Origin of the sequence: Xenorhabdus bharatensis (assembly GCF_037996705.1) — a bacterium.
GTDB classification, from domain to species: Bacteria; Pseudomonadota; Gammaproteobacteria; order Enterobacterales; family Enterobacteriaceae; genus Xenorhabdus; species Xenorhabdus bharatensis.
In genome coordinates this window covers 128,558-152,442 of sequence record NZ_JBBMXG010000011.1, presented here as the reverse complement: position 1 = coordinate 152,442, position 23,885 = coordinate 128,558, and the positions used below count along the sequence as shown (strand labels likewise).

At 45.4% G+C, this 23,885-nt stretch carries 20 protein-coding genes and 4 tRNA genes; 19 read left to right on the top strand and 5 right to left on the bottom strand.

All coding sequences use genetic code 11. The annotated features are described in order from the left end of the window. The first annotated feature begins 14 nt into the window (after window positions 1–14). The 12 genes from rfbA (at window position 15) to AAC855_RS12405 (ending at window position 9,492) form a co-directional block, all read left to right on the top strand. Complete coding sequence (gene rfbA, locus AAC855_RS12460; protein ID WP_340609973.1) at window positions 15–890, top strand: glucose-1-phosphate thymidylyltransferase RfbA; 876 nt, start codon at window positions 15–17, stop codon at window positions 888–890. Next, window positions 874–1,605: a dTDP-4-amino-4,6-dideoxy-D-galactose acyltransferase gene (gene rffC, locus AAC855_RS12455; RefSeq protein ID WP_340609971.1), complete on the top strand. Its 732-nt coding sequence runs from the start codon at window positions 874–876 to the stop codon at window positions 1,603–1,605. Before rfbA ends, rffC begins: the two co-directional genes overlap by 17 nt. Beyond that, window positions 1,592–2,758, top strand: coding sequence for a dTDP-4-amino-4,6-dideoxygalactose transaminase (gene rffA, locus AAC855_RS12450; protein ID WP_340609969.1), 1,167 nt, complete (start codon window positions 1,592–1,594; stop codon window positions 2,756–2,758). The genes rffC and rffA overlap by 14 nt, the downstream gene beginning before the upstream one ends. 1 nt (window position 2,759) lies before the next feature. After that, window positions 2,760–4,010 (top strand): lipid III flippase WzxE, encoded by a 1,251-nt coding sequence (gene wzxE / locus AAC855_RS12445; RefSeq protein WP_340609968.1) that lies wholly within the window; start codon window positions 2,760–2,762, stop codon window positions 4,008–4,010. Then, window positions 4,007–5,092 (top strand): TDP-N-acetylfucosamine:lipid II N-acetylfucosaminyltransferase, encoded by a 1,086-nt coding sequence (locus AAC855_RS12440; RefSeq protein WP_340609966.1) that lies wholly within the window; start codon window positions 4,007–4,009, stop codon window positions 5,090–5,092. Before wzxE ends, AAC855_RS12440 begins: the two co-directional genes overlap by 4 nt. After that, window positions 5,089–6,504 (top strand): ECA oligosaccharide polymerase, encoded by a 1,416-nt coding sequence (gene wzyE / locus AAC855_RS12435; RefSeq protein ID WP_340609964.1) that lies wholly within the window; start codon window positions 5,089–5,091, stop codon window positions 6,502–6,504. Before AAC855_RS12440 ends, wzyE begins: the two co-directional genes overlap by 4 nt. Then, entirely contained in the window at window positions 6,491–7,228 is a 738-nt protein-coding gene (gene wecG / locus AAC855_RS12430; protein ID WP_340609963.1) for a lipopolysaccharide N-acetylmannosaminouronosyltransferase, read from the top strand. Before wzyE ends, wecG begins: the two co-directional genes overlap by 14 nt. A gap of 267 nt (window positions 7,229–7,495) precedes the next feature. Next, complete coding sequence (thrP, locus tag AAC855_RS12425) at window positions 7,496–8,896, top strand: bifunctional threonine/serine APC transporter ThrP (protein ID WP_340609962.1); 1,401 nt, start codon at window positions 7,496–7,498, stop codon at window positions 8,894–8,896. Between the two features lie 148 nt (window positions 8,897–9,044). Beyond that, window positions 9,045–9,121, top strand: a tRNA-Arg gene (locus tag AAC855_RS12420). Between the two features lie 75 nt (window positions 9,122–9,196). Beyond that, window positions 9,197–9,272: transfer RNA gene (locus tag AAC855_RS12415), tRNA-His, on the top strand. Between the two features lie 16 nt (window positions 9,273–9,288). Next, window positions 9,289–9,375: transfer RNA gene (locus AAC855_RS12410), tRNA-Leu, on the top strand. A 40-nt stretch (window positions 9,376–9,415) separates the two neighbouring features. Beyond that, window positions 9,416–9,492: transfer RNA gene (locus tag AAC855_RS12405), tRNA-Pro, on the top strand. A 768-nt stretch (window positions 9,493–10,260) separates the two neighbouring features. Here the strand turns inward: AAC855_RS12405 and hemY are convergent. The 4 genes from hemY to hemC are packed head-to-tail and all read right to left on the bottom strand — an operon-like array spanning window position 10,261 to window position 14,421. Then, on the bottom strand, window positions 10,261–11,469 hold the full coding sequence (gene hemY, locus AAC855_RS12400) for a protoheme IX biogenesis protein HemY (protein WP_340609961.1): 1,209 nt from the start codon (window positions 11,467–11,469) through the stop codon (window positions 10,261–10,263). A gap of 2 nt (window positions 11,470–11,471) precedes the next feature. Further along, on the bottom strand, window positions 11,472–12,653 hold the full coding sequence (hemX, locus tag AAC855_RS12395) for a uroporphyrinogen-III C-methyltransferase (protein ID WP_340609960.1): 1,182 nt from the start codon (window positions 12,651–12,653) through the stop codon (window positions 11,472–11,474). Between the two features lie 20 nt (window positions 12,654–12,673). Next, the gene (gene hemD / locus AAC855_RS12390; RefSeq protein WP_340609958.1) at window positions 12,674–13,447 is read right to left on the bottom strand and encodes a uroporphyrinogen-III synthase; all 774 of its coding nucleotides are present in this window, start codon (window positions 13,445–13,447) and stop codon (window positions 12,674–12,676) included. Next, a complete protein-coding gene (gene hemC, locus AAC855_RS12385) occupies window positions 13,444–14,421 on the bottom strand; it encodes a hydroxymethylbilane synthase (protein WP_340609956.1) in 978 nt (325 codons plus the stop codon). Before hemC ends, hemD begins: the two co-directional genes overlap by 4 nt. A 659-nt stretch (window positions 14,422–15,080) precedes the next feature. Between hemC and AAC855_RS12380 the strand changes: the two genes are divergently transcribed. After that, window positions 15,081–17,675, top strand: a complete 2,595-nt coding sequence (locus AAC855_RS12380) for a class I adenylate cyclase (RefSeq protein WP_340609954.1) — start codon at window positions 15,081–15,083, stop codon at window positions 17,673–17,675. Window positions 17,676–17,821: 146 nt separating this feature from the next. Here AAC855_RS12380 and cyaY read toward each other — a convergent pair whose 3' ends face one another. After that, the gene (gene cyaY / locus AAC855_RS12375) at window positions 17,822–18,139 is read right to left on the bottom strand and encodes an iron donor protein CyaY (RefSeq protein ID WP_340609953.1); all 318 of its coding nucleotides are present in this window, start codon (window positions 18,137–18,139) and stop codon (window positions 17,822–17,824) included. Between the two features lie 76 nt (window positions 18,140–18,215). Between cyaY and lptM the strand changes: the two genes are divergently transcribed. The 6 genes from lptM (at window position 18,216) to uvrD (ending at window position 23,882) form a co-directional block, all read left to right on the top strand. Next, complete coding sequence (gene lptM / locus AAC855_RS12370) at window positions 18,216–18,434, top strand: LPS translocon maturation chaperone LptM (RefSeq protein ID WP_422824379.1); 219 nt, start codon at window positions 18,216–18,218, stop codon at window positions 18,432–18,434. Between the two features lie 36 nt (window positions 18,435–18,470). After that, entirely contained in the window at window positions 18,471–19,295 is an 825-nt protein-coding gene (dapF, locus tag AAC855_RS12365; protein ID WP_340609951.1) for a diaminopimelate epimerase, read from the top strand. Window positions 19,296–19,319: 24 nt separating this feature from the next. Continuing rightward, window positions 19,320–20,024 (top strand): DUF484 domain-containing protein, encoded by a 705-nt coding sequence (locus AAC855_RS12360; RefSeq protein WP_340609949.1) that lies wholly within the window; start codon window positions 19,320–19,322, stop codon window positions 20,022–20,024. Further along, on the top strand, window positions 20,021–20,935 hold the full coding sequence (gene xerC, locus AAC855_RS12355; RefSeq protein WP_340609947.1) for a tyrosine recombinase XerC: 915 nt from the start codon (window positions 20,021–20,023) through the stop codon (window positions 20,933–20,935). The genes AAC855_RS12360 and xerC overlap by 4 nt, the downstream gene beginning before the upstream one ends. Then, entirely contained in the window at window positions 20,935–21,651 is a 717-nt protein-coding gene (gene yigB, locus AAC855_RS12350; RefSeq protein WP_340609945.1) for a 5-amino-6-(5-phospho-D-ribitylamino)uracil phosphatase YigB, read from the top strand. The genes xerC and yigB overlap by 1 nt, the downstream gene beginning before the upstream one ends. Before the next feature lie 65 nt (window positions 21,652–21,716). After that, window positions 21,717–23,882 (top strand): DNA helicase II, encoded by a 2,166-nt coding sequence (uvrD, locus tag AAC855_RS12345; RefSeq protein ID WP_479715140.1) that lies wholly within the window; start codon window positions 21,717–21,719, stop codon window positions 23,880–23,882. Window positions 23,883–23,885 lie beyond the last annotated feature (3 nt).

Here is a 23,885-nt window from a genome sequence, read left to right as displayed (position 1 = left end):
ATCAGGGGGATGACATGAAAGGAATTATACTGGCAGGTGGCTCCGGCACACGCCTGTACCCAATAACACGCGGCGTATCAAAGCAGTTATTGCCTATTTATGACAAGCCAATGATCTACTATCCGTTGTCAGTCTTAATGTTGGCAGGGATACGCGATATCCTGATTATTTCCACTCAGGAAGACTTACCTGCCTTTAAACGGTTACTGGGTGATGGTGAGCGTTTTGGCATTCATCTGAGCTATGCAGTACAGCCTTCGCCGGATGGTCTGGCACAGGCATTTCTGATTGGTGAAGAATTTATTGGTGATAACCCTTGTTGTCTGGTGCTGGGTGACAATATTTACTTTGGTCAGGCATTCAGTCCTAAGCTACAAAGTGTTGCGGCCCGCAGTCATGGTGCCACTGTGTTCGGCTATCAGGTTATGGATCCTGAGCGGTTCGGTGTTGTGGAATTTGACGAACAGTATCGCGTCCTTTCTATTGAAGAGAAGCCAGTCCAGCCAAAATCCAATTGGGCGGTAACCGGGCTTTACTTTTATGACAACAACGTTGTGGATTTCGCTAAGCGGGTAAAACCCTCCATTCGTGGGGAGCTGGAAATTACCAGTATCAATCAGATGTATCTGGAGCGTGGCGAGCTGAATGTTGAATTACTCGGGCGTGGCTTTGCCTGGCTGGACACCGGTACCCATGACAGCCTGATTGAAGCCAGTATGTTTGTGCAGACTGTCGAAAAACGGCAGGGCTTCAAAATTGCCTGTCTGGAAGAGATCGCATGGCGTAATGGCTGGATGAACGATGAGCAGGTCAGGGCTTCTGCGGCAGAGTTGGCCAAAACAGGCTATGGCCAATATTTGCTGGATTTACTCCATGTCTATTCACGCTGATATTGAATCTCTGGCATGGGACAGCCAATTTTTTGGCCTGTCCACTGCCCGTCTGAATATCATAACGGCTTCTTCACCGGCTATTGCGCCAATCACCGCGTTGCAGTTGGATGAGTATGCCTTAGTGCAGGCAAAAGTACCGGCTCAACAGGTTTATCTGATTGATCAATTATCGGCACTGGGCTTTTCTCTGGTGGAAGGTGAAGCAGATTTATTGTTATCCATTAGCTCAGAAAAAGCTGACAGGGATCAGGCGTTAATAACCGCGACTCCACAGGATATTCCACTACTGAAAGCGGCGGCTGCTAACGTATTTTCAACCAGTCGCTTTCGTACACCTTGGTATCAATCGGATGACAGTAGCCGTTTTTATGCTGCATGGGTTGAGAAGGCGGTTTTGGGCACTTTTGACCATGAGTGCCTGCTTGTTAATGATGAGTGTGGTAATCCTGCGGGTTTCGTCACCATGAGAAAGATAGGAAGTCATGAAGCGCGGATAGGTTTGCTGGCGGCAATGCCGGGCAAATTGCAGCAGGGGATCGGAAAAAAATTAATGTCAGCGGCGCAACAATGGTGCCATAACCATGAGATACAATGCCTGAGAATTGCAACGCAAATCAGCAACATCACGGCTTTGCGCCTTTATACACGTAGTGGTGCAACAATCGAAAGCACTGCATATTGGTTATACAGAGGACGAAATGATTCCATTTAACAAACCTCCGGTTGTCGGCACTGAACTGGAATATATGCAACAGGCAATGGCCAGTGGAAAACTGTGTGGTGATGGTGGTTTTACCAAACGTTGTGAAGAGTGGATGGAGAAACGCTTTAGTTGTCCGGATGCTTTGCCTAAAACCGATGCTTTTCATAAAACAAAGGTGTTGTTAACGCCCTCTTGTACTGCTTCCTTAGAAATGGCGGCAATACTGTTGAATATCCAGCCGGGTGATGAAGTTATCATGCCGAGCTACACCTTTGTTTCGACTTCCAATGCTTTTGTTCTGCGTGGGGCAACCATTGTTTTTGTGGATATTCATCCGGATACGATGAATATTGATGAAACCAAAATTGAAGCAGCCATCACGGATAAAACCCGTGTCATTGTGCCAGTGCATTATGCGGGGGTAGCTTGTGAAATGGACACCATCATGGCATTGGCAGAAAAGTACAATCTGTATGTCGTCGAAGATGCTGCACAGGGCGTTATGTCAACCTATAAAGGGCGTGCGCTGGGGACGATTGGTCATATTGGCTGTTTCAGCTTTCATGAAACTAAAAATTACTCAGCCGGAGGCGAAGGTGGCGCGACACTGATCAATGATCAATCCATGCTTGCCCGTGCCGAAGTTATCCGTGAAAAAGGCACTAACCGTGCTCAGTTTTTCCGGGGGCAGGTAGATAAGTATACTTGGCGTGATATTGGTTCCAGTTATCTTCTTTCTGACTTACAGGCAGCATTTCTGTGGGCACAACTGGAAGTCGCGGATAAAATCAATCAGCGTCGTCTGCTGCTATGGAATAACTATTATCAGGCTCTGCAACCATTGGCTGATAAAGGGCTGCTGACTCTGCCTGTTGTGCCAGAAAATCTGGAACACAATGCCCACATGTTTTATATCAAACTGAAAGATGTGGCAGAACGCAGTGAATTTAATCGCTTTATGAAAGAGGCGGATATCCTGACGGTATTCCATTACGTTGCTCTGCATAGCAGCCCGGCTGGCGAGAAATGTGGCCGTTTTCATGGCGAAGACCGTTTCACTACCCGTGAAAGTGAGCGTCTAGTACGTTTACCGATGTTTTACAATATCACTGATGAAGAACAGCAGGTTGTCATCAGTCGCATCAAGGAATTTTTTGCCTGATATGTCACTTGCCAAAGCCTCAGTCTGGACGGCTGGCTCCACACTAATCAAAATTGGTGTGGGGTTACTGGTCGTTAAACTTCTGGCCGTCTCCTTTGGCCCGGCAGGGGTGGGGCAGGCGGGAAATTTCCGCCAGCTCATTACTGTTCTGGGAGTACTGTCTGGTGCCGGGATTTTCAATGGCGTAACCAAATATGTTGCGGAGCACCACTCTCAGCCGGAAAAGCTCAAGGCGGTATTGGGAACGTCATCCTCAATTATTCTGGGGTTTTCTACCCTGCTAGCGGTAGTTTTCCTCTTATTCAGTGAGGCTATCAGTATTGGCCTGTTTGGTCACAACTATTACAAAACGGTTGTGCAGGCGCTCGCATTTATTCAAATGGGAATCGCTTATGCCAACTATTTTCTGGCTATTTTGAAAGGGTTCCGCGATGCTCAGGGAAATGCACAGGCAATTATACTAGGCAGTCTGACAGGGGTTATTGCTTATGGCCTGTGTTATTGGCTGGGGGGGTATGAAGGTGCGCTGGCGGGGCTGGCTTTAGTTCCTGCTTTGGTCGTTTTGCCGGCAGGGATGATGTTACTGCAACGCAAAACAATAGCATTTTCAGCACTGAAACCTGCATGGGATCGTGCCATTGCCAGCCATTTGGGGAAGTTTACGCTGATGGCTTTGTTGACTTCTATTACACTGCCAGTCGCTTACATCATGATGCGAAACTTAATGGCTGAGCGTTATAGCTGGGAAGAAGTGGGGATTTGGCAGGGTGTAAGCAGTATTTCTGATGCTTATTTACAATTTATCACGGCCTCTTTCACCGTTTATTTGCTACCGACCCTTTCTCGACTGGAAAGCAAAAATAAGATCACCAGTGAGATCGTAAAGGCGCTGAAGTTTGTATTACCCGCAGTGGCTGTTGCCAGTTTTTCCGTCTGGTTATTGCGTGACTTTGTTATCTGGCTATTGTTTTCAGATAAATTTACCGCAATGCGGGATCTATTCGCATGGCAGCTGGTGGGCGATGTTCTGAAAGTTTGTGCTTATGTTTTTGGCTATCTGGTGATAGCAAAAGCCGCTCTGCGTTTTTATATCTTGGCGGAAGTCAGCCAGTTTTTGTTGCTGACCGGCTTTTCTCACTGGCTGATCCCGATAAATGGCGCGTTGGGGGCCGCACAATCCTATATGGCGACTTATGTCGTTTATTTTAGCCTTTGTTGTAGTGTATTTATTATTTATTGCAGACGAGCATGACAACCTTAATCCACGTTTTGGGATCGGATATCCCACATCACAATCAAACGCTACTGCGTTTTTTTAATGACGTACTGGCACAGGAAACTCCGTCTTCAGCCAAGCCGTGCTTTATGGTGGTAGCTAAAGATCACTCATGGATAGCTGAAAATTATCCTGCTTTAACTATCACAACTTATGAAAATAAAGCAGTATTATCGCAGGCAGTAATCGCAATGGCACAGGAAGACCGGGCTAACCGTTTCTTTTTTCACGGGCAGTTCAATGCCGGCTTATGGCTGGCTTTATTAACCGGAAAAATTAAAAGTCATCAATTCTGGTGGCATGTGTGGGGGGCTGATTTGTACGAGGATTCCCGCCAGCTTAAATTTCGTGTGTTCTATTTATTGCGTCGTCTGGCTCAGAAGCGGGTAGGGAGAGTATTTGCGACACGTGGAGATCTTAACTATTTCGCGAAATCCCATCCGCGAGTACCGGCTTCACTGCTCTATTTCCCTACGCGCATGACACCTTCTCTGACAGTGAAAGAAAAACGCTTTTCACCTGAAGGGATCGCCATCTTACTGGGAAATTCAGGTGATCAATCTAATCGGCATATTGAAGCACTCCACAAAATTCATCGCCAGTTTGGTTCAGAAGCACGGCTTATCCTGCCAATGGGTTATCCCGAGAATAATCAGGCTTATATCCAGAATGTAGAACAGGCTGCATTATCGTTATTCAAGGCTGAAAATGTCAGAATACTGAAAGAAAAAATGACATTTGATGATTATTTATCATTACTGCGTCAGTGTGATTTGGGCTATTTTATTTTTCAGCGCCAGCAGGGAATAGGAACACTTTGTTTGTTGATCCAACAGGGGATTCCTTTCGTTCTGAGCCGCCAGAACCCATTCTGGCAGGATCTAGCCGAACAGCAAATACCGGTTCTGTTTGATGGTGACGAACTGAATAAGCATTGGGTGCAGGAAGCGCAGCGTCAGATGCTGTCTCTCGATAAGAAGGCAATTGCTTTTTTTGATCCTAACTTTGTCAAAGGGTGGAAGATTGCCCTGCTGGAAGCATCTGGAGAGTTGCAATGACGTTGGTGCAATTTGGTGGGCTGTTTGTTGTTTATGCAATCTCGTTGATTTTTATTCTGACACTGACGTATCAAGAATTTCAGCGTGTTCGTTTTAATTTTAATATTTTTTTCTCACTGCTTTATCTGCTGACTTTTTATTTTGGTTTCCCACTGACAAGCATACTGGTTTTTCAGTTTGATGTGCAGGTTGTACCTGTGAGTTCACTGCTGTATGCAATATTGGCATCAACTTGTTTCTATGCCATTTATTATGTCAGTTATAAAGTACGTCTTAGGTATCAGGCATCGGGGAAGGGGAGCGCAATAAGCGGTCTTGTTCCGCGCAAGCCGTTGTTTACCATGAATCGGGTGGAGACGAATCTGGCGTGGCTTTTGTTGGCGGGTATAGCCATTTTTTCTGTTGGCTCTTTCTTCCTGCAAAATGGTTTTCTGTTATTTAAGCTACAGTCGTACAGCCAGATCTTTTCCAGTAAGGTTTCCGGGGTTGCGCTTAAACGCTTTTTCTACTTCTTTATCCCCGCCATGCTGGTGGTATTTTTCCTGAAACCGACCAAAACGCGTTGGCTGTTATTTTTAGTGGGAACCGTCGGGTTCGGTATTCTGACTTATGTGATTGTCGGAGGGACACGGGCCAACATCATTATTGCGTTTGCACTGTTTCTGTTCATCGGTATTGTCCGGGGCTGGATTACATTGTGGATGCTGCTTGTGGCTGGTGTTATTGGGATCGTCGGTATGTTCTGGCTGGCTCTGAAGCGTTATAGCCTTGATGTGAGCGGCGCAGAAGCGTTTTATACCTTCTTGTACTTAACCCGTGATACTTTTTCTCCGTGGGAAAATCTGGCTTTGTTGCTGGATAACTACAGCAAAATTGATTTTCAGGGATTGGCCCCGATTATCCGCGATTTCTATGTGTTTATTCCGAGCTGGGTCTGGCCTGACAGACCAAATTTAGTATGGAATACCGCCAATTACTTTACTTGGGATGTGCTGAATAACCACTCTGGTTTAGCGATTTCCCCGACGCTGATCGGTTCATTAGTTGTTATGGGCGGCGTGTTTTTTATACCACTTGGGGCAGTTGTTGTTGGCATGATTATCAAGTGGTTTGACTGGATTTATGAAGCCGGGAAACAGGAAACGAACCGTTATAAAGCAGCTATTTTACAGGCATTCTGCTTTGGCGCGATTTTTAACATGATAGTCCTTGCCCGTGAAGGGATGGATTCTTTTGTTTCTCGTGTTGTGTTCTTTGGTGTTGTCTTTGGCCTGTGCCTGATAGTGGCAAAATTGTTGTACTGGCTTTTTGACAGCGCAGGGCTTGTTCGGAAATTTGTCATCACCAATATGTCTGTATCACCAGAAACATCTGCTCGGGTGGATGTAAGGAGCAAAAATGGCGATGAATAATATTCGTAAATATCATATCCGTGGTCTGGAACTGTGGGGATTTCAGGGAATGTCACATTTCCTTGATCATCTTTTTCAGGATGGGCAGGTCAAGACAGGCACACTGGTGGCTATCAATGCAGAGAAAGTGCTTACTGCTGAGAAGGACAATGCACTGAACACACTGCTGGATGAAGCGGAATATCTTTATGCAGATGGCATCAGTATTGTGCGAGCTATTCGGCGTAAATATCCGGATGCGCAGGTGTCACGCATTGCGGGCGCGGATTTATGGGAAGCCCTGATGGAGCGCGCAGGACGTGAAGGTACTCCGGTCTTTTTGGTGGGAGGCAAACCGGAAATTCTGACGCAGACAGTAAACAAACTCCGTAAACAGTGGAACGTCAATATTGTGGGCAGTCAGGATGGTTATTTTACTGCTGATGAGCGTAATGGGGTATTTGAACGTATCCGTGCCAGCGGTGCAAAGATTGTCACAGTTGCAATGGGTTCGCCAAGGCAGGAAATTTTTATGTGTGACTGCCGAAAAGTGCATTCTGGCTCACTGTATATGGGGGTCGGAGGAACGTATGATGTTTTCACCGGGCATGTGAAGCGAGCGCCGAAAGTCTGGCAGAATTTAGGTCTGGAATGGCTTTATCGTTTATTGTCGCAGCCCAGCCGTATCCGCCGTCAAATCAAGCTGTTGAGATTTTTGGGGTATTACTACAGTGGCAAGCTGTAGGTGATGTTTTATCTACTGTTTTAACAACAATTAACCCACTGTGCCCATCTTAATGTTAGGGACGGTGCAGTGGGCTGTCTTACCTTAGTCCACTTCATTTAGCTATCTGCGTTGACTCTATTTTACAATTTTTTATTTCACTGATAGGCAAAACGTGCTTTGATCCCAGCCTTTTTACAACTTATCTTCACAACCATTGATTATTAATTCCTGTATTTTTTCTGTTTGCAAATAATATAGACACCATAAAAATGGATAGGGAGTTTTATGAGTGATTCGAAACAAGATCTGCCCGAGCAGGGGCTGCAAAGAGGACTTGAAGCACGACATATTGAGCTGATTGCGTTGGGTGGCACAATCGGCGTCGGGCTGTTCATGGGCTCTGCCAGTACCCTGAAATGGGCTGGCCCCTCAGTTTTACTGGCTTACATTATTGCCGGTCTTTTTGTCTTTTTCATTATGCGGTCAATGGGTGAAATGCTGTTTCTTGAGCCTGTTACCGGTTCATTTGCTGCTTTTGGTCATAAATACCTCAGCCCTTACTGGGGTTGCCTGACAGCCTGGGGTTACTGGTTCATGTGGGTTTCTGTCGGAATTTCAGAAATTACCGCTGTGGGAGTCTATGCTGAATTCTGGTTCCCTGATTTACCACAATGGGTAGCGGCTTTGGTGGCGGTCAGTCTGGTGGCATTGGCGAATCTGGCCGCCGTGCGGCTGTATGGGGAGCTGGAATTCTGGTTTGCAATGATCAAAGTCACCACGATTATTGTGATGATTCTGGTGGGGATCGGGCTGATATTTTTTGGGCTGGGTAATAACTGGCAAGCCATTGGTCTTGATAATCTGACGGCTCATGGTGGTTTCTTCGCCGGAGGTTGGAAAGGATTTTTGTTTGCATTGTGTATTGTGGTTGCATCGTATCAGGGTGTTGAGTTGGTTGGTATCACCGCGGGTGAAGCCAAAAACCCGCAGGTGACTCTGAAGAAAGCAATCAACAATATTCTGTGGCGTATTCTGATTTTCTATGTCGGCGCGATTTTCATTGTTGTCACTCTGTTTCCATGGACTGAGATAGGCAGCCATGGCAGCCCGTTCGTGATGACTTTTGCTAAAGTGGGGATTGCTTCAGCAGCGGCGGTGATCAACTTTGTGGTACTGACTGCGGCCCTTTCAGGATGTAACAGCGGTATGTACAGCGGAGGCAGGATGTTGTATGCGCTGGCTGAAAATCGTCAGTTGCCGGCTTCATTGCGTAAACTATCGAAAAATGGTGTACCTGTCAGATGTGTTGCAATCACTATTGGCTGCCTGATTGCAGGTTCCAGCCTGAATTATTTGATCCCGAATCCACAGTCTGTTTTTGTTTATGTCTATAGCGCCAGCGTCTTGCCGGGAATGGTGCCGTGGTTTGTGATTCTGGTGAGCCAGTTACGTTTTCGTCAGCATCATCAGGCAGCCTTGAAACAGCACCCGTTTAAATCGATACTTTTCCCTTATATCAATTACCTGACATTGATTTTCTTGTCTTGTGTATTGGTTGGGATGGCGATTAATCCGGATACGCGCTTTTCACTCATGGTGGGTGGTGCCTTCCTGCTGATTGTGTCACTGATTTATTGGGTAATAAAATTTATCCGGGAACAAAAACAGATAGAAAATGTAGGGTAAATTTTCATCTGGGAAACAATTTGCGGTGGGAAAGTGCTGGCTTTATCAACGAAGTGAGTAAAGCATAATCAAACGCACCATTTCTTTAAAAAAAGCACTGGACAGTTGGAGATTAAATCCGTACTATCCTCCACCGCAACGGCGTTAAGCGCCCGTAGCTCAGCTGGATAGAGCGCTGCCCTCCGGAGGCAGAGGTCTCAGGTTCGAATCCTGTCGGGCGCGCCATTTAAAGCGTGCAAGAGCAGTGACATTGGGTTATCGTGGTACGGCGTTGTAAGCAGTAATAAAAGATATGTTATGGTGGCTATAGCTCAGTTGGTAGAGCCCTGGATTGTGATTCCAGTCGTCGCGAGTTCGAGTCTCGTTAGCCACCCCATCTTTTTTATGATATTGCGAGGGTGGCGGAATTGGTAGACGCGCTAGCTTCAGGTGTTAGTGTCCTAACGGACGTGGGGGTTCAAGTCCCCCCCTTCGCACCATAAAAAAGAAAACGAGTATCTTTAGCTGTAAAAAATATTTCGGCGAGTAGCGCAGCTTGGTAGCGCAACTGGTTTGGGACCAGTGGGTCGGAGGTTCGAATCCTCTCTCGCCGACCAAATTATTAAGAAAAGCCCTGCTTATAGCAGGGCTTTTCTTATTGTATTTAAAGAAAATAAAAAATTTATCCTTTCCCTAAATCTCCCCTGCTTTTCTGATATTCGATTCTTTTGGAATAGATTATTTTTACTCATTTTTCATTTTATTAACTTTTTGTTTTTAAAGTTATTTTAATCTCTCTGTTGTATTTCAACGACAAACAATACCCTTACATGTCTCCAATTGGAGACATGTAACACATTGATTATATTTGGGTGTAATTGAGATGCCGAATTGGTGTCTCAAATGAGAGACGGTATTTGGTGTATTTTGTAGAAAGATAATATATCTATTTGGTCTCTGTGCTGTTTTTTTATCGAGTAGGGCTTTAAATTTCGACCATAGAGTTATTTATTTACCCGGAATGGGGTAAGGGGAACATCTGGCATGAAAAATGCATTAATAAAATCGTAGATGCTCATCCCACTCCTTATGACAGCATAGCTTCATAAACCTCGGGATGATGTAGAGCTGATTGCTGGTGCCTATGGTCCATGTTATAGATGAGTAAGCTATTATCTTTTCATCACGAACCGGACATAACGTTGAGTGAGGCACTATCCGTCTGTAGACCTGATTGTATTTATGCACCTGTCTTTTATCGTGACAGGTGTTTTTTTTGCCTGTTATTTTCTCTTCTTCATCTTGAACAGCATGTTTGCCATGATTAACGGTGATATCTTTGTCTGGGTTGTTAATCATGACAAATTTGAATTTACAGCGAAAGGTTATGCTTCTTCCGAGCTACTTTCTCGTTTCAGTGTCAACATAAAGCCTTTAGTACGTATTTGAGCGGCCTCTTCACGTTTATGCAGCCTATCCAACGCATCAGCAAGCCATGCGTAATCATGGGCATCAGGGCGCTGCGCAAGAGCCGCCTTAAATGCTGTTTCTGCTTTAGCCCACTCGCCGTGACGTAATGCTACTTGCCCCAGTGTACTGTTAAGCAGAGGTGTTTCACCGTGTTGCTTCAGTAAATGTGACAGTGATTTTTGCACACCCTCGGAATTACCCGCTTTTAAGTGAGGAATCAGCAGTAACAGCCGGTCATCATATTGTTGCTTTAATCCGTCGAGAATAATCTGCTGTGCAGTTTCATGATCATTACATTCGATCAGATGTTCAGCCATTGCAACCTGTAGCGCTGCTTCATTGCGGATCCTGCGGGGTTGATCTTTCCACCATGCTTTTAATCCGGCACTGCCTTTTTCTGCCATGACCTGATTCATCAGCCCGATATACGCTTGCTGATGCAATTGAGACATTTGTTCTTCATCATGCAAGCCCACTTTCTTTATCGCAGGTAAAATATCAATTAGCGATTGGTAGGCACCTGAGCGAATATACGCCTGTTCAGCCAGCCGTAACACTTCCGGGTGTCGTGGTGCTGTATCCAGTAACTTATCTACACTGTTACGGGCTGCATGGGTTTCCCCTTGTGCTAATTGGATACGTGTGCGGGTAATATCGACAGGCAGTTGGTCTTTATCCGCAACTTCAGCGGCGCGCTCGATATATTGATTGGTGCGGAAATAATCCCCTCGTTGTTGAGCTGCTTCCGCAGCAAGCAGGTAGTTAACGACAGGGTCTTCTGCATGGTCAGCATTACGTGTCATTAAATGTTCAACCTGTTTGAAGTCCCCTTCAGCCAGCTTGAGTAATGCTTGTCTGGTTTGTAAACGGGCGCGCTTACGCTTATACCCGCCAAAAATCCAGCTATGGGTAAAAGTGCCGGTACGTTTTAATCTGCGGTAGCACCAGCCGATAAAAATCAGCAGGAATTGCAGCAGAAGGAACATAACCACTAAGCCGGTCACGCTGGTAGTGATATCGTAATTGTCGGTCTGGATAAGAACGTATCCCTGATGTCCGGATAGGAAAGGGCCGAGAACAACACCGATAATAAGGATGACAAACAATAATAATATTTTCAGCATATTCAGCCCTCCTGAGCAGGTGTTGCCGCCTGAACGGGGGCATCTTCAGGTTTTGTCTGATGCTGGGTTTCCGGCAGAGGTTGAGAAGCCGGCTGATAGATACGCTTACGTACTAAATCGGCCAGAATGGGCTGGCTGCTTAATTGTTCAGGCATTTCGATGGAAAGAGGCTGTTTTTCCAGCGTTTTCACTTCGTCCAGAAAGGTAATTGTATCTGGTAATGAGGTATCAAAATAAGCGTTCACCCAGGTTGAAACAGATTCTAGTGAGTCCCGATAAGTATCAATTTGTCGGCGGGGAACTGCCTGAGCTGCAATTAACAGCTTAGAGCGAATGTTTTCTCGCAGGTAGATTTCCTGCTTTGGTGCTAACAAAGGCTCTTTGGAACCATCACGTGGTCTGATAGTGATGAAGTTATCCATAAAACTGTGCCAGCTTTTGCTCAGGTTCTGGCGCCAGTCAGAAAGTGAGGCACTGATTCCTGTACCGTCTTCATCCATGGGTTTTCCCTGTTCGACTTTATCAACCAACGGTAAGTTATCTACCTGATTTGATAAGCTATTCAGGGTCAGAATGATACCATCCAGATCGACTTGTTTAATTTTGGACAGTGTATCCATATCTGTTTTAATCGCCGCACGGGCGGGCATTAAGCTGGAGTCATTCATATCCGCAAGACTGTTATCAGCATCTTTCAGCAGAGCAATAGCGGTGGCGATATCCTGATCACCCCATATTTTGCGGCTGGCCATTTTCACGAGAAAATTGGCTTGTGCCAGCCGCCAGTTTTCAACGTCAGAATTCGTAACGGCAGAGACGCGATCCCGAAGTTCTGCCATATGGCTGTCTACTTGCTGGATCTGTTGCTGATTTTTCGCCCCTTCTTTCTGCAAGCCTTGTTTTAACTGTTCAATTTTGCTATCAGCAGCCTGCTTATCGACAGATTGCTGTTGTATGAGTGAAGCAACCTGAGTTTGCAGATCGAGGTTTACGGCTTTTAATGCCTCGTTCTGTTGTTTATTGTGATAATAAAGATAAAGCCCACCGGCGCCTACTGCTAAGGCAATAGCAATTGAGAGAGTATTGCCCACCCATCCGTAATTTCTGGATTTGCGAGGAGCCTTTTCAGGCTGCTGAGGGTGTTGTGTCTCAACCGCATCAGTGGATTTCTTTTGTTCCGTCATAATGGACATCCCATATTGGTTTATTCCAGCGCCTGCATTAAGGCGTCATTATCTGCACTCTTGGCTACTTTTATTACTTGCCAGCCCAGTGTCCGGGCGATACTGGCGAGGCGTTCACTGACCACAATCAGTCGGCAATTTAATAACCACGCTTTGCTATTACTACTATCATTAGCGTGACCTTCAGCGCTATCACCTTCAATAACTAAGTTATATAACAGTCGTAACATTTCGCCACTGGTAACAACGATGGTTTTTATACTACACCGCTGCCAGTGATGACTGAACTCAGTTGAATGATATTTGACAGGCCGGCGTGCATAACATTCACAATAGTCGACTTCTGCTCCTCTTGCCCGCAGGGTTGACGCAATCACTTCACGGCCACCATTACCCCGGAGTAACAAAATTTTTTTATTCTCCACCTGTTGCAAGGAGGGGAGTTGCAGTAAATCCTCACTTGTTTCTCCCTGCTCTGGCCAGAGAATGCTTTTCCCTGTTTTTTGCTGAAAAAACAGGGAAGTTGATTTACCGATACCATAATAAGATAGTCTGTCAGACCATGACAGGCTATCTTGTACAAGCTGCTCACAGGCATAATGAACGGCATTTTTGGATAGCAGAAAAACAAAATCACCTGCCGTTAGCCTTTGCAGTTTATGAGGCAGCAAGGGCAAATCCGCCCCCGGATGAATTGAAATAAGTGGTGCACTAAATGCTGTTTTACCAGCAGCGTTTAACCGATTAACCAATTCTTCTCCTGCGGGGGCAGGGCGGGTGATTAAGATACTCATGCAGGTCGATCTCTCTGATAAACGTCAGCCAGAATCTGGCGGGCACCTTTTTCCAATAACTCTTCGGCCAGTGAAATACCCGCCTGACAAGCCTCTTCGGATGATATTGTTTTATCACTGCAATTGGTTTTTTTACTACAAATAACGCTTTCACCCCGGATGATGTTACTGCCATCAGGTGCACCAACAAGTGCTCGTAGCCAGATATCATCGCCCTGCCAGATGGCATAACTACCAATAGGAACCTGACATCCCCCTTCCAGACGGGTATTCATGGCTCGTTCAGCGAGGACACAAATTTCCGTGTTTTTATGATTTAAAGGCGCAAGTAACTCACGGGTTTGTATGTCATCCAGACGGCACTCAATACCAACGGCGCCTTGCCCGACAGCCGGAAGCAGTAACTCCGGTGCGAGTGGCATCCGGATGCGATCTTCCAGCCCTAATCTCTTCAGCCCGGCAGCCGCAAGGATAATGGCGTCATAATCACCCTTGTCCAGTTTGCTTAAACGAGTGCCAACGTTGCCACGTAAGTCGCGGATCACAAGGTCAGGACGAAGCTGCCGCAGCTGACACTGACGGCGTAAACTGGATGTTCCGACGATACTGCCGATGGGGAGGTCATCGAGCGAGGCGTATTCTACTGAAACAAAAGCATCTCGTGGATCCTCCCGTTCACAGATTGTGACCAATCCCAAACCATCAGGAAATTCGACAGGGACATCTTTCATGGAATGAACGGCAATATCAGCTCGATTTTCAAGTATTGCCAGTTCCAGCTCTTTTACAAATAACCCTTTACCACCAACCTTGGCGAGGGGGGTATCAAGAATGATATCTCCACGGGTAGTCATAGGAATTAATTCAACCTGCAAATCAGGATGAAAATGTTGTAGTTTTTTTTGAACATATAGAGCTTGCCACATAGCCAGAGGGCTTTGGCGAGTCGCAATGCGAATGGTTTTCATTGTCATGGGTAATAGTATTGGATAGTTGTATTAATTAACAGCAATTGGAGGCTTTTAACCTCAGAAGTGAAAAGTAGAACAGTAAAAATAGATCTCTTTTAACACTTCGATAATGTTTTTTCCAGTTAAGATAAACTCGAATAGTATATAAATATACAGTCTTAATTGGTAAAAATAATTTTAAATATTAAAATAATATTTTAATTAAATAGAGAAAATAAACAAAAAGATTGATTTAAAATCAAATTCCTATTTGTCATTTATCTTTTGTGAAAAAAAATAAAGATGTTTATCAATTAAAATTAATCAAATGGTCACTTAAAATTCACTGTTTACAATATGTTATCTGAGTAATATAGAAATTAGATGAATATAAAATCTATTTCAAAAAACATATTTTAGTCTCGAATTTGTGATTAACTTAATATTTTACAAAGAGTTAATTGATTATTTGGGGTTGTAGGTCAGGCGAAAAAGTGGTATTGCGGGCTTTACGCTTTAGCTGCAAGGTGTTAAATTGATCACGTTTCCGACAAATAAGTTAGTAAAAAAACCTAAAAATAATTTTTGTAAATCGCACGTTAACAAGAATAAAGCGTTAACGGGCGCTGGGCCTTAGTGGAAACTGGCGATTGTAAGCACTGAAACTGAAGCAGGCAAAACACTTGTATCTTTATATTGAAACGCTGAAGCAGCGGCTGGATGCAATTAATCAGCTTAGGTTAGAGCGTGCGAATGACTCGATGAGTGCCACGTTTAAGCAGGTTTATAATTTAATTCCAGTATTATTACATTATCATCACCCAATGATGCCGGGTTATATCGAAAACGGCGTTCCTCATGGCGTTTGTTTTTTTGCACCTGATGAAACTCAGCGATCTTGGATTAACAATATAGAATACCAGCCTGCTGGTGTTTTATCTCATTCCTCTAATGGTGAATTGCCAATTACGGGTATTTACTCGATGGGCAGCACCTCTTCTATCGGGCAAAGCTGTTCTTCTGACTTAGATATTTGGGTTTGCCATCAAGCATGGCTGGATAATAGCGAAAAAGACTCATTGGAACAAAAATGCAGTTTAATACAACAGTGGGCCGCTTCACTGGGTATTGAGGTTACATTTTTTCTGATAGATGAGAACCGCTTTCGCCATAATACCAGTGGCAGTCTGAATGGCGAAGATTGTGGTTCAACTCAATATATTCTTCTACTGGATGAGTTTTATCGCACTGCGGTTCGGATGGCGGGTAAACGTCTGCTATGGGCGATGGTTCCTGTAGAAGAAGAAGCGAATTACGATGAATACGTCAACTCTTTGTATGCTCAGGGGGTTTTAACACCCAATGAGTGGCTGGATCTCGGTGGGTTGGCGGAATTATCGGCAGAAGAATATTTTGGTGCCAGCTTATGGCAACTTTATAAAAGTGTCGATTCTCCTTATAAGGCTGTATTGAAAAGCCTGTTGCTGGAAGCCTATTCTTGGGAATATCCCAAGAGTAAATTGCTGGCGACAGAAATGAAGCAACATTTCCATGAAGGCTCGATTGTTTCTTATGGTCTTGATGCTTATAGCATGATGCTTGATCGTGTTACCCATTACCTGACGGCGACTAACGATATGACGCGTCTGGATTTGGCTCGTCGCTGCTTTTATCTGAAAGTTTGTGAAAAAGTTGAGAGTCGTGGCGATACTCAGGGATGTACAGGGTGGCGGCAGCAGGTTATTGAGCAGTTAGTACAGGAATGGGGATGGGATATTGATAAACTTGCGGTACTGAATAACCGCAATGCATGGAAAATTGAGCAGGTACGTACAGCACATAATGAGTTGCTGGATACCATGATGCAGAGTTATCGCAACCTTATCCGTTTTGCCCGGCGTAACAATTTAAGTGTGAGTGCTAGCCCGCAGGACATCGGCGTATTGACTCGTAAGTTGTATGCTGCGTTTGAAGCACTGCCCGGCAAAATCACATTAATTAACCCGCAAATTTCACCGGATCTGTCAGAACAGGATCTGACATTTATTTATGTTCCCCCCGGGCGGGCAAATCGTAGTGGCTGGTATCTTTACAATCGTGCCCCGACAATAGAATCTATCATTGGTCATCAGCCGCTGGAATATAATCGTTATTTAAATAAGCTGGTGTCATGGACTTATTTCAACGGGTTGCTGACGGAAAAAACCCGCCTTCATATTCGCAATGGTGATTCTCAGGTAGACAAAAAGAAATTGGCTGATTTAGTCAACGATATTTCCACTCATTTTCCTATTCGTTTGCCCGCTCCGACACCAAAAGCACTATACAGTCCCTGTGAAATACGCCATCTGGCAATTATTGTTAATTTAGAAACGGATCCAACTACCCGCTTTTCTGATCAGGTTGTGCATTTTGATTTCAGAAAATTAGATATCTTGAGTTTTGGTGAATCACAGCAGTGTATGGTGAGTAGCATCGATCTGCTTTACCGTAATTCATGGAATGAAGTGAGAACGCTGCATTTTAATGGTGAGCAATCGATGCTGGAAGCGCTGAAAACAATTCTGGGCAAAATGCATCGTGACGCCGCGCCTCCAGCGAGTGTTGAAGTTTTTTGTTACAGTCGGCACTTGCGTGGGTTGATTTGTACCCGTGTCAGGCAATTGGTTTCAGAGTGTATCGAATTACGCCTTTCCAGTAACCGTCAGGATCTTGACCGCTGCAAGGTATTGCGTATTTCCGGCCAAACTTGGGGGCTGTTTTTTGAACGGTTGAATGTTTCAGTACAAAGACTGGAAAATGCGGTGGAATTTTACAATGCGATTTCAAATACCAAACTGCATGGTTTACCGATTAGAGTGGATAACAAAGACAAACAGCTACCTTCTATTATTGACGGGTTTGCCTGCGAGGGAATAATTCAGTTTTTCTTTGAAAATATTGAGGGCACTCAGGGTTTTAATATCTATCTTCTTGATGAATCAAACAAGGTAGAGATTTACCCTCATTGCGAAGGAAGTAAAGAAGAGCTGGTACGTGATGTCAGCCGTTTTTACTCTTCATCCCATGATCGGTTCACTTATGGTTCCAGTTTTATCAATTTTAACCTGCCACAGTTCTACCAGATCATAAAGAAGGGTGAACGTACTCATGTAGCGCCATTTATGGATGGGCAGTCACCGCTGGATCATGAGACAGAAAGCGCTACCGTGCTGGAGACGGGGGAAGCCATCAGGGCGAATGACCAGTATCATTCTGCCACTATTAACCATTATTAAGTTCAATGAGTTTAGTTCAATGAATTAAGCTCAATGAACCATCGTTGAAACAGCCAGCGGTTTGTCATAACAGTGCCGTATTTTCGATACGGCACAGGATGCCGATAATTGCAGCTTTATATCAAAGCCAGCTAAATAACAACGGGCTAAAACAGAAAAGGTTCGCCACTCTGCTCGGTGATTGCTTGTCCCAGCATAGAAAGAAAGTCGTTGCCATTACGGTCGCAGACCCATTGGTTATCGCGATAATCGAAGTGATAACCTCCATTTTTAGTTGCCAGCCAGATTTGATGAAAAGGTTCCTGCCGATTGATAATGATTTTGCTACCATTATCAAAACTCAGCGTCATGACACCACCATTGGTTTCACAGTCAATATCTGCGTCACCTTCATAATTATCCAATTGTTCTTCTATGTGTGACATCAATTGATCGGCCAATTGATGAAATTCGCTATCGTTCATACTCATTTCCTATTTGCTTTTCGGGGCCTAACTGCGATTATAGAGAGTATTGGCGTATGAATCACAGGCATTAATTATGATGAACAAACAATTCCGTTGGTCACTTGCTATCATAACATTACTCTCTGTTACAGGTTGTGGTCTGAAAGGCCCTCTTTACTTCCCTCCGGCAGAGCCAGCGGCGGTACCCGAGGTTTCAGTCAATAAGGCACAACCTGCGGGTCATGTTTCTCAGGACAGTACGTCTAACAAAAGCGATACTTCTAAAAACAATATCTCAGCGAGTGCTCAATAAGAGTGAGCAGGTGATGGGCTTTCATTGGAGTGGTATATGCAATTCTCCAAAATGCATGGTCTTGGCAATGATTTCATGGTTGTTGATGCAGTAACCCAGAATGTTTATTTTTCACCGGAATTAATCTGCCGGTTGTCAGATAGGCATACTGGTGTAGGATTTGATCAACTGCTGGTTGTTGAAGCACCCTATGATCCTGATTTAGATTTTCACTATCGTATTTTTAACGCGGATGGCAGTGAAGTATCCCAATGTGGTAATGGAGCGCGTTGTTTTGCCCGTTTTGTTCGTTTACGGGGATTGACGAATAAGCGTGATATTAAAGTCAGTACACAGGCAGGCCAAATGGTACTGAGCATGACTCATGATGATCAGGTTTGTGTCAATATGGGGGAACCTGCCTTTGAACCTCAGTCTGTTCCCTTTCGCGCGAATAAAGCCGAGAAAACTTATATCATCCGGGTCATGGATCGCACTGTGCTCTGTGGTGTCGTATCAATGGGGAATCCCCACTGTGTTATTCAGGTTGATAATGTGGACACCGCAGATGTGGAGGTGCTTGGCCCTGTTCTGGAGAGCCATGAACGTTTTCCTGAGAGAACAAATGTTGGTTTTATGCAGGTCGTAAGTCGCAACCATATCCGTTTACGTGTATTTGAACGGGGTGCCGGAGAAACTCAGGCATGCGGCAGTGGTGCGTGTGCGGCTGTCGCGATTGGTATTCAGCAAGGTCTGCTGGATAAACAGATTCGTGTTGATTTGCCCGGAGGTTCTTTGCAAATTCGTTGGGATGGGCCGGGGCAGCCACTTTATATGACCGGGCCTGCAACTCACGTTTATGACGGCACAATTAATTTGTAATTGTGGAATATAAGGCATTGGAAAATGGATAAAGAAAACGAACCATTACATACTGAAAGCATATTGGATGATCAGATGGTGGTGGATTATCTGCTGAATAATCCCGATTTTTTTATCCGTAATGCTAATGCAGTCGACAGGATACAAATTCCTCATCCGGTACGTGAATGTGTTTCTCTGATGGAATGGCATATGAATCGTCAGAGAAAACGGATCGATTATCTGGAGGAGGATCTGGTACATCTGGTGGAGCAGGCAAAACAGAATGAGATCCTGTTTAACCGCCTGCTGCAATTGCTTGCTGAACTTTCTGCTGCTGAAAGTTTGCAGGATTTTCTTGCCCGTTTGAGTGTCTGGGCTAAAACGCTGGGTCTGAGTAACTGCTATATCCGGCTGTTCTCTGATAAATGGTTGCTGGGTGCTCCTCTGAATGCGCCGGATTTGGTGATATCCCGTCATGCTTTTGAATCTGTCCGTATTCAGCGATTCGGCAACAGTAATCATTATCTTGGGCGATTACATGGCCCGGAAATTTTGTTGCTGATGCCTCAGGCCCGTCATGTCGGGTCGGTCGCGGTATCTCTTTTAGGTATGCAGGGAGAACTGGGCATGGTGATTTTTAATAGCCACGATAAACAGCATTACTACGAGGGAATGGGAACGGCTCTACTGGATCAGTTAGCAAAACTATTACCGGGATTACTGTCCCGTTGGGTCGAGCGAGCATGAGCCAGCCAATTGATTTACTCCTTGAGCCAGTAGAAGCGTTCCTGCACTATCTGCGGGTTGAGCGCCGCTTAAGCCCAATGACGATAATCAATTATCGCCGACATTTGACAGTACTGGCAGACATGTCGCTGGAAATGGGCATAGCCGAGTGGCAGGCACTTGATGTCACCAAAGTCAGAATGTTTGCTATCCGTAGTCGTCGGGCTGGGTTACAGTCTGCCAGTCTTGCTCTGCGTCTTTCTTCCCTGCGCAGCTTTCTTGACTGGATGGTAACGCAGGAAAAAATGGAAGCTAACCCGGCTAAAGTTGTTAGTGCACCACGTAAAAAACAGCATCTGCCTAAGAACATGGATGTCGATGAGGTGAATCAGCTCCTCAATATTGACCTGAATGATCCGTTGTCCGTGCGTGACAGAACAATGATGGAAGTGATGTATGGTGCGGGCTTACGTTTGTCAGAGTTGGTTGGATTGGATTGTCGGCATCTGGATTTGGAAAGCGGTGAAGTCTGGGTATATGGTAAAGGCAGCAAGGAGCGTAAAGTCCCTGTCGGCAGAATGGCATTGGAATGGCTGCAACGCTGGCTGGTCATGCGGGAATTGTTTGAACCGGAAGATAATGCTGTTTTCATTTCTACCCAAAGTGGTAAACGGATGTCTACTCGCAATGTGCAGAAACGATTTGAACAGTGGGGGATCCGTCAGGGAGTCAACAACCATATTCATCCCCATAAACTGCGTCATTCGTTTGCGACACATATTCTGGAATCCAGTGGTGATCTCCGGGCAGTGCAGGAACTGTTGGGTCATGCAAATTTATCAACTACCCAAATATACACCCATCTGGATTTTCAACACTTAGCCAAAGTTTATGATGTGGCTCACCCCAGAGCAAAAAGAGGGAAATCATAATGCGTTTTTATCGGCCTCTCACGCCGTTTGCGGCGATGACATTCGATTTGGATGATACACTTTACGATAATCATCCCGTCATCGACAGAACCGAAAAAGAAGTATTGTGTTTTATCAGGCAGTACGATAGCAAATTCAGCCATTTTGACCGTGAAGATCTGTATGTATACCGTCAGGCGGTGCTTGAGATGGAGCCTGAAATATACCACGATGTGACATTATGGCGGCGGCAATCCGCAGAACTGATGTTCAGCGACCACGGTTTTAACCGTGAAGAAGCGATACGTGGTGCGGGTGAGATTATGTCCTGTTTCACTTATTGGCGTAATCAGATTACAGTACCGGAATCCACGCATAACACCTTATCGGTACTGGCAGAAAAAATACCGCTGGTGGCGATCACCAATGGTAATGCTGAACCTGCGGAATGTGGTCTTGCCCCTTATTTCAAATTTATACTCAAAGCCGGCGTGGATGGTCGTTCCAAACCCTATCCGGATATGTACCATCTGGCGGCTGAACGGCTGGCGTTGCCGGCAAATCAAATCCTGCATGTTGGTGATAATTTGCAGACTGATGTTGAAGGCGCAATTCGCAGTGGTATGCAGGCTTGCTGGATCAATATTGAAAATAAAAATCTCATGCAGGAGCCGGAAGGGCGGCTGGTTCCACATGTTGAGATTTCTGACTTGGATTCTCTGATCGCACTGATATAATTTCAGACTGTAAATCTGTACAAAAAAACAGTGACAGCGGTCATTGCTAACAACTGATGGTAATTATGGACGTCTCTTATCTGCTCGAAAGCCTGAATGATAAACAACGTGAAGCCGTTGCAGCACCCCGTACCAATATGCTGGTACTGGCGGGAGCCGGTAGTGGTAAAACCCGCGTATTGGTGCATCGGATCGCCTGGTTACTGTCAGTTGAACACGCCTCACCTTTTTCCATTATGGCGGTAACATTTACCAATAAAGCCGCAGCGGAAATGCGCCATCGCATTGAAAACCTGATCGGCACCAGTCAGGGCGGCATGTGGATTGGAACATTCCATAGTCTGGCTCACCGTTTACTGCGGGCGCATCATTTAGATGCCAATTTGCCGCAGGATTTTCAGATTCTGGACAGTGACGATCAGCTGCGTTTGATTAAGCGGATCATCAAAGCGATGAATCTGGATGACAAACAGTGGCCTGCACGTCAGGGCATGTGGTACATCAACGGTAAAAAAGATGAAGGTCTGCGCCCTCGTCACATTGAAAGCTATGGCAATCCGGTAGAAGTCACATGGTTGAAAATCTATCAGGCTTATCAGGAAGCTTGTGATCGTGCCGGACTCGTGGATTTTGCTGAGCTGTTGTTGCGTGCTCATGAGCTGTGGCTGAATAAACCGCAAATATTGCAACATTACCGCGATCGTTTTACTAATATTCTGGTAGACGAATTTCAGGATACCAACAGTATTCAATATGCATGGATCCGCCTGTTAGCAGGCGATTCAGGCAGAGTCATGATTGTGGGTGATGATGATCAGTCCATTTATGGCTGGAGAGGGGCGCAGGTAGAAAACATCCAGCGTTTCCTGAAGGATTTCCCCGCTGCACAAACTATTCGTCTGGAACAAAATTACCGTTCTACCAGTAACATACTTAAAGCCGCCAATGCCCTGATTGCACATAACAGTGATCGTTTGGGTAAAAATCTGTGGACAGAAGGCAGTGAAGGAGAACTCATCTCACTTTACTCAGCTTTTAATGAGTTAGATGAGGCTCGTTATGTGGTCAGTCGAATGAAAAACTGGCTGGATAACGGAGGCGCTTTGAAAGACTGCGCGATCCTGTATCGCAGTAATGCCCAGTCCCGTGTATTGGAAGAAGCATTGTTGCAGGCTTCCATGCCTTACCGGATCTATGGTGGCCAGCGCTTCTTCGAACGGCAGGAAATTAAAGATGCGTTGTCTTATCTGCGCTTAGTGTCAAACCGTAATGATGATGCGGCCTTTGAGCGGGTAGTCAATACACCGACCCGGGGGATCGGGGACAGAACCCTTGATGTTGTTCGCCAGATGGCGCGTGATCAGCAGAAGACACTCTGGGAAAGCAGCCAGTTGTTAATTCAGGAAAAAGTGCTGGCAGGTCGGGCAGCATCAGCTCTACAACGTTTTATCGAATTAATTGACGCGCTGGAAACTGAAACACAGGACATGCCGCTGCATGTGCAGACTGATCGGGTTATCCGGGACTCCGGCTTGTGGGCGATGTACCAACAGGAAAAAGGCGAGAAAGCACAGGCGCGTATCGAAAACCTTGAGGAGCTGGTGACTGCGACCCGTCAGTTCAGCTATCAGGATGAAGACGAAGATTTGATGCCATTACAGGCTTTTCTGTCCCATGCGGCGCTTGAAGCAGGGGAAGGGCAGGCTGATGCCTATCAGGATTCTGTTCAGCTGATGACCCTGCATTCGGCAAAAGGGCTGGAATTCAGGCAGGTCTTTATTGTTGGTATGGAGGAGGGGATGTTTCCAAGCCAAATGTCCATTGATGAAGGAGGGCGTCTGGAAGAAGAGCGCCGTCTGGCTTATGTCGGTGTGACAAGGGCAATGGAAAAACTGACGCTGACTTATGCGGAAAGCCGCCGTTTATACGGTAAAGAGGTGTACCATCGCCCATCGCGTTTTATCGGAGAGTTACCGACAGAATGTGTTACTGAGGTTCGTCTGAGGGCAACAGTATCCCGACCCGTTAGCCATAAACGGCTGGGAACACCGATCAGCACCAATGATAGTGGTTATGCTTTAGGGCAACGAGTCCGCCATCCTAAATTTGGTGAAGGGACGATTGTTAATATTGAAGGCAGTGGGGAGCATTGCCGTTTGCAGATCGCGTTTCAGGGCGAAGGTATCAAGTGGCTGGTTGCCGCTTATGCCAGACTTGAAACCGGCCAATAATAA